At 70.6% G+C, this 10,161-nt stretch carries 11 protein-coding genes; 3 read left to right on the top strand and 8 right to left on the bottom strand.

The window, feature by feature from the left end:
* On the bottom strand, positions 1-189 hold a 189-nt coding region (locus NJ376_RS26470; protein WP_252956367.1), incomplete at its 3' end, for a hypothetical protein.
* A gap of 176 nt (positions 190-365) precedes the next feature.
* Here NJ376_RS26470 and NJ376_RS26465 point away from each other — a divergent pair.
* Positions 366-779 (top strand): DUF3775 domain-containing protein, encoded by a 414-nt coding sequence (locus tag NJ376_RS26465; RefSeq protein ID WP_252956366.1) that lies wholly within the window; start codon positions 366-368, stop codon positions 777-779.
* 387 nt (positions 780-1,166) lie between these two features.
* On the opposite strand, the gene NJ376_RS26460 is transcribed toward NJ376_RS26465, so the two are convergent.
* Together NJ376_RS26460 and NJ376_RS26455 are read right to left on the bottom strand one after the other, a co-directional pair.
* Positions 1,167-1,886 carry a DUF1194 domain-containing protein gene (locus tag NJ376_RS26460; RefSeq protein WP_252956365.1) on the bottom strand — a complete coding sequence of 240 codons (720 nt, stop codon included), beginning with the start codon at positions 1,884-1,886 and terminating at the stop codon, positions 1,167-1,169.
* An 83-nt stretch (positions 1,887-1,969) separates the two neighbouring features.
* Positions 1,970-3,124: a DegT/DnrJ/EryC1/StrS family aminotransferase gene (locus NJ376_RS26455; protein ID WP_252956364.1), complete on the bottom strand. Its 1,155-nt coding sequence runs from the start codon at positions 3,122-3,124 to the stop codon at positions 1,970-1,972.
* A 355-nt stretch (positions 3,125-3,479) separates the two neighbouring features.
* Between NJ376_RS26455 and NJ376_RS26450 the strand changes: the two genes are divergently transcribed.
* Complete coding sequence (locus NJ376_RS26450) at positions 3,480-4,091, top strand: hypothetical protein (protein WP_252956363.1); 612 nt, start codon at positions 3,480-3,482, stop codon at positions 4,089-4,091.
* A gap of 170 nt (positions 4,092-4,261) precedes the next feature.
* Here the strand turns inward: NJ376_RS26450 and NJ376_RS26445 are convergent, their stop codons facing one another.
* Together NJ376_RS26445 and NJ376_RS26440 are read right to left on the bottom strand one after the other, a co-directional pair.
* Positions 4,262-4,561 carry a glycine zipper domain-containing protein gene (locus tag NJ376_RS26445; RefSeq protein WP_252956362.1) on the bottom strand — a complete coding sequence of 100 codons (300 nt, stop codon included), beginning with the start codon at positions 4,559-4,561 and terminating at the stop codon, positions 4,262-4,264.
* Positions 4,562-4,572: 11 nt separating this feature from the next.
* Positions 4,573-5,010, bottom strand: coding sequence for a Rap1a/Tai family immunity protein (locus NJ376_RS26440; protein WP_252956361.1), 438 nt, complete (start codon positions 5,008-5,010; stop codon positions 4,573-4,575).
* A gap of 336 nt (positions 5,011-5,346) precedes the next feature.
* Between NJ376_RS26440 and NJ376_RS26435 the strand changes: the two genes are divergently transcribed.
* Positions 5,347-6,348, top strand: a complete 1,002-nt coding sequence (locus tag NJ376_RS26435; protein WP_252956360.1) for a CAP domain-containing protein — start codon at positions 5,347-5,349, stop codon at positions 6,346-6,348.
* Between the two features lie 95 nt (positions 6,349-6,443).
* On the opposite strand, the gene NJ376_RS26430 is transcribed toward NJ376_RS26435, so the two are convergent.
* The 3 genes from NJ376_RS26430 to NJ376_RS26420 all read right to left on the bottom strand — a co-directional run.
* Positions 6,444-8,414: a polysaccharide biosynthesis protein gene (locus NJ376_RS26430; RefSeq protein WP_252956359.1), complete on the bottom strand. Its 1,971-nt coding sequence runs from the start codon at positions 8,412-8,414 to the stop codon at positions 6,444-6,446.
* 83 nt (positions 8,415-8,497) lie between these two features.
* On the bottom strand, positions 8,498-9,601 hold the full coding sequence (locus NJ376_RS26425) for a glycosyltransferase (RefSeq protein ID WP_252956358.1): 1,104 nt from the start codon (positions 9,599-9,601) through the stop codon (positions 8,498-8,500).
* A 176-nt stretch (positions 9,602-9,777) separates the two neighbouring features.
* Positions 9,778-10,161: UDP-N-acetylglucosamine 2-epimerase (locus NJ376_RS26420; protein WP_252956357.1), on the bottom strand; the 384-nt coding region annotated here is incomplete at its 5' end.

The raw sequence follows: 10,161 nt of genomic DNA, 5'->3' as shown, positions 1-10,161 counted from the left end.
GTGCCGGCGCCTGGCGGCGCCATGGCGGCGCGCGGCAATGCGCTGCACCGCCGCCTGCTCCGCCTGCGGTGCCGCCAGGCCGCAGGAGAAGCCAGGGGCGAGGCCGGCCGCGCCGGCCGGCGCGGCGGTCAGCAGCGTGGCAGCGATCCCCGCGCAGAACAGCGGCAGGCTTGCAACCCGGAGGGGCATGGCTTAGCGTCCCGAATAGAGCAGCTTGGACCCAGTGCGGCCGCGAACGCGCCGCCGCCCGCGGGTGTTCCCGCGGGGTTTTTCCGCCGAGTCCCGGCCGCCACGCGGAACCGGTGCGGCGGCTGCTGTTTTACCCGAGGTCAGAGGATAGGGTGGCGACCCCGATGGCACGGTCCATGGAAGACGACGATATCGACCTCGGTATCAGCCTGGAGACGGTGGCGACGGTCGTTGACCACGCCCGCGCGCTGCAGGGGCAGGAGGAGACCGACGAGGCGCAACTCTCGGAGGATGAGAACAGCGAGGCGGCGCTCCTGCAGGAGAACCCGGAGGAGCTGACCGAGCAGACGCTGCGCGACTTCATCGACCAGCTCAACGAGGATGAGCAGGCGGCGCTGATCGCGCTCGCCTGGACCGGCCGCGGCGATTACGGGCCGGAGGAGTGGGAGGAGGCGCTGCGCCTCGCCGCCGAGCGCAACGAGGGCGGCGGCGACGCCGCCAGCTACCTGCTGGGCATGGACATGCTGGGCGACCTGCTGGCGGAGGGCGTCGCGGCCTTCGGCCTTTCCATCGAGGATCTGGAGCGGTAGCGCTTCGCCGGAGTCCAGCGAACCGGGAGGCCGCCGACGACAAGGGCGATCGGCCCGGGAGCGGAATCGACGCCTGCCAGTGGTGGCGTGCCGGAAGGGGCACGCGCCGGGGACAGGGCGTGATCGGGTGAGGTTGGACCGACCGGAACCGCAAATCAGGCGGCCAGGCGACAAGCCGGAGCCGGATGGGCGAGCGAAGCTCCACCAATCCGCCCCAGGCGGCGCCGGCCAAGCCAGACCCGTGCCGGCGCGGTCGGCTCGTCGGCAAGCGGCTGGGGCCGGTCTCTGAAGGCCGCGCGGGCGAGCGGCACCGGCGCCATGGGGCCTGCCATCCTTCTCCGGCACGGCCGGCCAGCATCGGGCGGCGCTGCGCCCGGTGCCCGAGCTTCAGGCGACCATGGGCCCGCCCAGCGCCGCGATCTCGCGGATCAGCTTGCGCTTCACGGCATTGCCGAAGCTGTTGAAATCCTCCGCCACGATGACGAAGGCGCCGGGGCCGCCGATCACGCTTTCCCGGAAATACTCGTCCAGCGGGATGGGCGGCATGCGGCCGAAGGTCGGCCGGTCATTCACGATCGGCAGGCCGTTGATGGTGATGCCCTCCGCCACCGCGCGGTCGCGCGCCAGCTCCACCGGGCCGCCGCTGTTGTTCACCCCGTCGCCGGAGACGTCGATGACGCGGCGCGTCGCATCGAAGGGCGCCTCCGCCATCACGCTGCGGGAGAAATCCAGCGCGCCGGAGATGGAGGTCCAGGAGAGGGAGGCGCGCGGTGCCTCCGCCAGGCGTTCCGACCAGATCACCGCCTCCCCCTGGCTGGAAATGCGGGTCCAGGGCAGGACCAGGCGCTGATACTCGGCGCCGGCCCATTCCACATAGGCCAGGCCGATGGCGCCGATCATGCCGCCGCGGATCGCCTCCACCACCGCGGGGTCGGCGACGGCGTTGCGATAGCCCTCCCGCTGCAGCCGCGCCTCATCCTCATCGACCGAGCGGGAGACATCGACGGCCAGGAGGAGCAGCACATCCACCGGCTCCCCCTGCGCCGAAGCCTGGCGGAGAGGCAGGGCCGCGGCGCCGGCCGCGGCAAGCAGGGAGCGCCGGCGCATGCCTGTAGCCTCCTTGACGGGATACCGTCATGGAAGCGTGGCAACGCGCCTGGGTTCAACACAGATCGCTGAGATTACGCCGATTACAGATGTTTCATGACCGCTTCCGCCACCCGCGCAACATCCGCCTGCGTCAGATAGGGATGCATGGGCAGCGAGAGGCAGCGGGTGCAGAGATCCTCGGCCACCGGCAGCGGGGGCGGGCCACCGGCAATGCTGCCGGCATGGGCGGCGCGATAGGCGGGCTGCAGGTGCAGCGGCTTCGGATAGTAGATGGCGCTCGGCACGCCCGCCTGCTGCATCGCCGCCTGCACGCGGGCGCGGGCGGCCTCGTCCGGCAGCAGGATGGTGTAGATGCCCCAGGCGCTCTCCGCGCCTGGGTATTGCTGCGGCGTCTGCACGCGGTTGCCGAGCGCGGCCTCGTACCATTGCGCGGCCTGGGCGCGGGCCTGCAGCTCGCCCTCCAGCAGCGGCAGCTTGGCCAGCAGGATGGCGGCCTGGATCGAATCCAGCCGGCCATTCATGCCGGTGCGCAGCACCTCGTAGCGCGTCTTGCCCTCCCCATGGGTGCGCAGCGAGCGGTAGAGCTCCGCGCGCCCGGCATCCTCGGTGACGAGGGCGCCGCCATCGCCGTAACAGCCGAGCGTCTTGGTGGGGTAGAAGCTGCAGGCCGTGGCATGCGCCCAGCGGCCGAGGCGCTTGCCCTGCAGCGCGCCGCCGAAGGCCTGGGCGGCATCATCCAGGGTGAACAGGCCATGGCGTTCGGCAATGGCGTTCAGCGCCGGCCAGTCCACCGGCAGGCCGTAGAGATCGACGGCGATGACGGCGCGGGGCTTCAGCCGGCCCTCCTGCTGCACCAGGGCGATCCGGCGCTCGAGATCCGCCAGGTCGATGTTGAAGCTGCGGGGGTCGACATCGACGAAGACCGGCGTGGCGCCGAGGAGGAGCGGCACCTCCGCCGTCGCGGTGTAGGTGAAGGCGGGGAGGAAGACGGCATCGCCGGGGCCGATGCCCTCCGCCATCAGGGCGATCTGGATGGCATCCGTGCCGGAGGAGACGCCGACCGCATGGCCGGCGCCGCAGAAGGCGGCAAGCTGGGCTTCGAGCTGATCAACCTCCGGCCCCTGGATGAAGCGGCCATGATCCAGGATGCGCGCAATGCCGGCCTCGATCTGGTCGCGGATCAGGGCCTGCTGCGCCTTCATGTCGAAGAAGGCGATGGGACGGGGCGTGCTCATGGGGAGTGCATAGGCCGGCAGGACCGCGCCGGCCAAATCACCCGGCGTTTCGCGGCGCAACAGCGGCGGGCTGCGGGGGCGAGAGGGGCTTTGCCCCCCTCGCGCTCCCCCCACCAGAGGCCGAAAGGCCTCTGGACACCATGAGTCTTCATGCCGGTTCCATCCAGCGACGGATGCGACTGCCGCAGGCGAGACGCACCAGCCCATCTACCGCGCGAATAAGGTTATGCGAACCGGAGTTGGCGACGATCCCCAGGGAGTGCTGTAGCGGCAGCAACTCCGCCACAACGATTGCGGAAGTCTAACGTGAGGCGGTATCTTCGGAGTGATGTTGCCTGCAAACCTGCTAGCTCAATTGAACGACGTGCTGCCGATGATCCAGGCGGCACCCGTATTGTTCGTGCTTCTGGTTGTTGCTTGTTTCTCAGCGACCAGTGTCACCGTGATCGCATTCAATCGGCGAGCTTTTAAGAATAAGGAGACAGAAATATCCCACAAAAATGCAGAAATCGCTTTACTTAAACAACAACGGGAAAAATTAGAGAAAGATATTTTGATCATGAAGGCCGAAATGGAAATCAAGAACGAAAAAATAAATCAGATTGGTTCTGCGTCGACCTTAAATTCTCATGCTACGCCTCAATATTGGCCAGAACCCTACAGTCCAATCACGATCATTGGAAAAACATTCAGGAACGAACGCGTCATTTTGGACGGATATTCATACGTACGCTGTAAATTTACCAACGTAACATTTGTTTATAACGGTACTACGCCTGTGCAACTTTCGAACAACGTTATTCAGGGTTGCTTCGTGGCTTCCGATATGGCGGCGATTAGTGGCGCGTGGGCGCTTCTGAAAGGGCTAAATTTTATAAAGGACACTATCGCATTCGAGATGCCGCCAGGAAATGTTGTCTCTCCTGCGGTGATGGGCGGAGATCCTGGCAAGAGCACAGAGGGGTAATCAAGCTGATAGCAAATTTGTTGAAAGGTTCTTGCTGGTTCCAATATCGCAATTCTCGGCAAGAACCGTCCAAAAGCTAGGCCCACTCACTCTGGTTCGCAGCCAAGGAGGGCAGCGCCCTCCTTGCCGGGGTTTCAGGGGCGGCGCCCCCTGACACGCACACGCCTAACTCAATACCCCCTGCGCCGCGCCCGCGACGCGTCCCGCACCCCTTGCTGGTAGGCGCGGTCCGAGGATCTTTCGGATTGCTCGTACAAATACCCCGCGCCGGCGCCGGCGGCGGTGCCCAGCAGGGCGCCCCAGCCGAGATTGCCGCTGAAGGAGCCGATGAGGCCCCCCAGCGCCGCGCCGCCCAGCGCGCCGGTGCCGACATTGCGCTCGGTCCGGGTGGCGTTCTCGCAGCCGCCCAGCGTCAGGGCGGCCAGCAGGGCCGTGGCGGGTGCCACTCCACGCAGCTTCGTCATGGCCATGGTGCTTCTCCTCAACGGCTGGTCCGGGGGCGGCTCGGCGCCGCCTCCTGCGGGCAGGGGTAGGTGGTCTGGGCCCAGCGGAACAGCCCGTCCAGCGCCGGCTCCTGGTTGTGTTGCGGGTTCTGCCGCGCCCAGCGGGCGAAGGCGATGGCGCTGTCCGCCACGCTCGGCGGCGGGCTGGGCAGGCAGTAGAGCGGCCGGCGCCGCCCGCCCGGGCGGTGCAGCATGGTGTGGTACTGGCCGGCGGCCGTCATGTAGCCCTGGCAGTAGGCAATGGCTTCCAGCCGCCGCGGGTCCTGGTCCCCCGGCAGGCAGATGGCGGCGAGGTCCGCGGTGGTGCTGACGGAGGTGGGGGTGGTGCTGCCGCCCGGGCTCCCCTGGGCGAGGGCGGGGGTGGCGAGCCCGAGGCAGGCCGCCGCCAGGGCGGCCGGCAGGGTCATGGATCGCATGACGGGCATCTCTCCTCCTGTGATGCGCTGGTGTCCGGGCAACCTGCCCAAACTGGGGGAGGAGGGCAACGCGTGCCGGTGGGCCGGGGCAGGCGGATCTTTCGCGGCCAGTCACCTTCTTCCAGAAGTCGAGTCAAAGAATAATACGAGTCTCGTTATGAAAGCAAGGACCTGGACGCCGGCCCATACTCGTCGCATGGAAAAATCAACACAAAAGAATCCTTGCGAATTAATTCGGAGTTCCCCTAGCTGTGGACCCGCGCCCTGCCGACTACGTCGAAAGAAGTACTTCCTTCGGGCGCCTGGAAGGGAATCAAGACTCGAATGCCAAATGAAATGCCGTCCGCCCTCGAGACCTACTTCCTGGATCTGGTGAACGCGTCGCGCGCCCAGGCCGGGGTGAAGCCGCTCACCTTCGATGGGGAGCTGCTTTACTCGGCCGGCCAGCACAGCGACTGGATGCTGGCGCAGGATGTCGTCTCGCATAACGGCGTGAACGGAAGCACGCCGGCGCAGCGCGTCACCGATGCCGGCTATGGCTGGACCACGGTAGGAGAGAACATCGCCCTGACCGGCGGCCCCGGCGCGGCCACGCTGGACCAGGCGGATGTGCAGCAGCTCCACAGCATGCTGATGAACTCGCCCGGCCACCGGGCGAACCTGCTGAGCGCCAATTTCACCGAGATCGGCATCGGCCTGGCGCAGGGCGACTTCAAGGGCGGCCCGGCGGTGGTGGTGACGGAGAATTTCGGCCGGCCGAACGCCGCCGAGGCGGCGGAGCCGGACACGATCGGCACCAGCCCGGCGCCCACGCCGACTCCCACCCCGACGCCCACGCCCACCCCGACCCCGGCGCCCACCGAGAGCCACCCCGGCGTCTCGGCGCTGGAGACCTACTTCCTGCAGCTCGTCAACACCTCCCGCGCCGAGGCGGGGCTGAAGCCGCTGGCCTTCGATGCCGAGCTGGTGGTCGCGGCCGGCAAGCACAGCGAGTGGATGGACGCGCAGGACGTCTTCTCCCACACCGGCCAGGGCGGCAGCAGCGCCGGGGCGCGCATGACCTCGGCGGGCTATGGCTGGTCCGCCATGGGCGAGAACATCGCCTATATCGGCGGCTCCGTGGCGACGACGCTGGACGAGGCGGATGTGCGCCAGCTCCACCAGAACCTGATGAACTCGCCAGGCCACAAGGCGAACATCCTGAACGCCAATTTCACGGAGATCGGGATCGGCCTGGTCAAGGGCGACTACCATGGCAGCCCGGCGATCTTCGTGACCGAGGATTTCGGCCGCCCCAATGCCAGCGAGGCGACCGAGACGGATCACTGGTTCATCTGAGCCGCAGGCGGCAGCGCCGCAGGGGCCCGGGCCTTGAAGGTCCGGGCATTCCGGCCCGGGGGCAGCGCCTCCGGGCCTTTTTCATGTCGGGCCCGCTACTGCGCCGCGCGGCTGCCGGCGCCGTCCGCGTTGTGGTCGAATTCCGGCACCAGCCGGCCGAGCTGGGCCAGGGCCGCGCGCGGCGTGCCGCTGCGGGCGGCGGCGGCGATCTCGTCGATGGCGCGGCCGACCAGGGCCGGGTCGGCGGTGCGCGGAGTGGCGACGAGCAGGCCGGGGAAGTGCGTCGGGCGGGGCGGTTCCTGGCCGTGGAACAGCTCCTCATACAGCTTCTCGCCGGGGCGGAGGCCGGTGAAGCGGATCTCCACATCCTCCTCCGGCCGCAGGCCGGCGAGGCGGATCATGCGGCGCGCCAGGTCCACGATCTTCACCGGCTTGCCCATGTCGAGGACGAAGATGCCGCCCTCGCGCAGCTCCGGCGGCTGATCCGCCCGGTCCTCGGCGCCGATGACGCTGGCCTGGAGGACGAGGCCCACCGCCTCCCGCACCGTCATGAAGTAGCGGCGCATGTCCGGGTGCGTCACGGTCAGCGGCCCGCCGCGTTCGAGCTGGCGGCGGAACAGCGGCACCACGCTGCCGGTGGAGCCGAGCACGTTGCCGAAGCGGACGGTGACGCAGCGCATGGCAGGGTGGGCCGTGCCACCGGGGGCGGGCTCGCCGGAGCGGGCGGCCATGTCGAGGGCCTGGCAGTACATCTCCGCCAGGCGCTTGGAGGCGCCCATGACGCTGGTCGGGTTCACCGCCTTGTCGGTGGAGATGAACACCATGGCGCGGCAGCCGACGGCCCGCGCCGCATCCGCCACCACGCGGGTGCCGAGGGCGTTGGTGAGCAGCCCCTCCAGCGGGTCGTTCTCCACCATCGGCACATGCTTCAGCGCGGCGGCGTGGAAGACCAGCTCCGGCCGGATCTCCTCGAAAAGGCGGCGGATGCGGCCCTCGTCGCGGATATCGGCGAGCACGGCGCGGCGGGGGAGTTCCGGGTGGCGCTCCCGCAGCTCGAGGTCGATCTCGTAGAGGACGTATTCGCCGTGATCGAGCAGGGTGAGCTGGGCGGGGCCGAGGGCGGCGACCTGCCGGGCCAGCTCGCCACCGATGGTGCCGCCGGCGCCAGTGACGAGGACGCGGCGGCCCTGGACGAGGCGCGCCATGCCGTCGCGGTCCAGCGGGACCTGCGGGCGGTCCAGCAGATCCTCGATGGCGACGGGGCGGAGCTGCAGCCGCGGCGTATCGAGCGGCGCGGCGGTGTGGCGCGTGGCGGTGGGGTCGAGCGTCGTGACCGAGGGGGCGCGGCGGACCGGGATGCCGTGGCGGTCAGCGGCGTCCAGCAGGGATTCCAGCGCCGGGCCCTGGGCGTGCGGGGTGGCGAGGACGATGAGGGCGGGCAGCCGCCCCTCGGCGCGGAGCCGGTCGAGGATGGCGGCGGCGTCCTCCGCCGTGCCGAGGATGGGGTGCCCCTGGATGCGGCGCCCCGCCTGGCGGGAGCGCATGGAGAGGATGCCGGTGACGCGGTAGCTCGGCCGGCGCTCGCCGGCCAGGGCGCGGATGAAGAGATCCGCGGCATCGCCGGTGCCGACGAGAAGGACGGGTTGCGCGGACGCCTCGGCCTCGGCGGCGTGGCGGGTCTGCTGCAGCCGGCCGGCAATGCGGGGGAGGCCGAGGAGAAGGCCGAGGACCAGGGCGTGCAGGACGGGGAAGGCCGGGTTCCCCGGGCGCCAGGCGTCCAGCGCCAGCAGCCCGCCCCAGAAGATCAGCGCACCGAGCAGCGCCGCGCCGGCGATGCCGAGCAGGTCCCGCAGCCCCGCGAAGCGCCAGTATTGCTGGGAGAGGCGGACCGGCAGCCCGGCCAGCGCCAGGGCCAGCGCGGCGCCCGGGATGCCGCCGAGCCACCAGGCCGCCGGCGGCCATTCGCCCGGCGAGGCAAGCAGCAGGGCCAGCGGCAGGGCAAGGCCGGCAAGCGCCGAATCGAGCAGCAGGTTGAGGAGGATGCGGTGCGGCGCGAGGCGGGCCATGCCGCTGCTATAGGCCGCTTCCGCCCCTGGCGCCACCGCGGGGTGGGGCGCCGGAACGGCCGGAAAGCGGGCTTGGCGGGAGCTCAGGCGCAGCCCAGCAGCGCGCGGTAGAGGGCGACCAGCCGTTCCGCCTCCGCCGCCCAGGAGAAGGGGCCGAGGGCGGCGGCGCGGCCGGCCTCGCCCAGCGCCTGGCGGCGGGCGGGGCAGCCGAGGCGAGCGACGGCGGCGGCGATGGCGGCGGCATCGCCGGTCGGCACCAGCTCCCCGCAGCCGGCGGTACGAAGCACGGCGGCGACCTCGGTGGCGAAATCGGGCGCGATGACCGGCAGGCCGGCCAGCATGGCGTCGAACAGCTTATGCGGCAGGGCGAGGGTGTGGTTCACCTCACCCGGCTGGAACAGCACCAGGGCGATATCGGCCTCGGCCAGCCGCGCCATGGCCTCCGCATGCGGCATCCAGGGCAGGGTCTCGATGCGGTCCGTCAGGCCGAGGCGGGCGGCCTCGGCATGGAATTCTGCCTCGCTGCCATCGGTGAAGCGGCCGATGAGGCGGAGGCGGGTGCCGGGTGGGCAGCGCGCCAGGGCCGCCAGCATCTGCGGCCAGCCCCGGCTGCGGCCGAGGGCGCCGGCATGGACCAGGGTGACGGGTCCCAGCGCGTGGCGGCGCGGCGTGACGGGGCAAGGCAGGCCGTAATTCCGCACCGGGACGATGCGGGCGTGCGGCCCGAAATCCCCGGCGAGGCCGTCCTTCGCCACCACCACCGCATCCGCCAGCCGGCCCGCCGCCCGGCAGGCGAGGCGGATCAGCCCCCGCGCCAGCGGCCGCAGCGCGGATGGCAGCTTGCCATCCAGCCGCGACGGGTAGTGCTCATGCACATCGATCACGACGCGCGCGCCGCTGCGGCGGGCGGCGAGCAGGGCGGCGAACCAGGCATCCGGCTCGCTGGCATGAATGACCCGGGCGCCGCTGGCGGCGGCGCGGCGGGCGAGGGGCAGGATGCCGAGCAGCCGGCCGCGCCAGCCAGGGGCGCGACGATAGGTTTCCAGCGCCACGCCCGCGACGGCAGGCGGCGCGGCGCCGCCAGGCGCGAGGTGGCGGATGCGCCAGCCCGCCTCGGCCAGGGCGGCGCCTTCCTTGCGGACGACGCGGATGTCGTCTGGCGGATGCGCGGCGGAGAGGAGGAGCACGTCCGAGCGGGGCGCCGCCCCTCTCGGGCACACCCCGCCAAGGGCCGAAAGGCCCTTGGAACCCTTGAGTCCGCAGGTTGAACCGTCGCGCCCGGACTCCTGGTTTCCGAAGGCCCTCCGGCCTTCGGTGGGGGAGCACGAGGGGGCAAGGCCCCCTCGATGCCCATCCGGCCGCATCACAGCCATTCCCGCAGATGCGCCACCATCCGCGCCCCGGCCAGCCCGTCCCAGAGCGGGATCGGCCGGGCCCGCGGCCAGGCGCCCGCCAGCACCTGCCGGACCGCGCCCGGCAGCGCCGCCGGCGCCACCAGCCGGCTGCTGCCGAGCTCCAGCGTCAGCGGCCGTTCGGTGCTGGGGCGGAGGGTCAGGCAGGGCAGGTCCAGCGCCGTCGCTTCCTCCTGCACCCCGCCGCTATCCGTCGCCACCAGCCGGGCGCGGGCCAGCAGGCCGAGGAATTCCAGATAGGGCAGGGGCGGCAGCAGGGTGACGCCGGGCGGCACCGCCAGCCCATGCGCCGCCAGCCGCGCCCGGCTGCGCGGGTGCAGCGGCCAGGCGAGCGG

The sequence above is a fragment of the Siccirubricoccus soli genome (assembly GCF_024178315.1).
Taxonomy (GTDB): Bacteria; Pseudomonadota; Alphaproteobacteria; order Acetobacterales; family Acetobacteraceae; genus Siccirubricoccus; species Siccirubricoccus soli.
The sequence above is the reverse complement of the archived record's forward strand: the minus strand, read 5'-3'. Positions and strand labels throughout refer to the sequence as shown.

Coding starts and splice junctions, on each gene's coding strand:
- NJ376_RS26465 (WP_252956366.1), top strand. CDS start 366: ATGGAAGACGACGATATCGACCTCGGTATCAGCCTGGAGACGGTGGCG.
- NJ376_RS26460 (WP_252956365.1), bottom strand. CDS start 1,886: ATGCGCCGGCGCTCCCTGCTTGCCGCGGCCGGCGCCGCGGCCCTGCCT.
- NJ376_RS26455 (WP_252956364.1), bottom strand. CDS start 3,124: ATGAGCACGCCCCGTCCCATCGCCTTCTTCGACATGAAGGCGCAGCAG.
- NJ376_RS26445 (WP_252956362.1), bottom strand. CDS start 4,561: ATGGCCATGACGAAGCTGCGTGGAGTGGCACCCGCCACGGCCCTGCTG.
- NJ376_RS26440 (WP_252956361.1), bottom strand. CDS start 5,010: ATGCGATCCATGACCCTGCCGGCCGCCCTGGCGGCGGCCTGCCTCGGG.
- NJ376_RS26435 (WP_252956360.1), top strand. CDS start 5,347: ATGCCGTCCGCCCTCGAGACCTACTTCCTGGATCTGGTGAACGCGTCG.
- NJ376_RS26430 (WP_252956359.1), bottom strand. CDS start 8,414: ATGGCCCGCCTCGCGCCGCACCGCATCCTCCTCAACCTGCTGCTCGAT.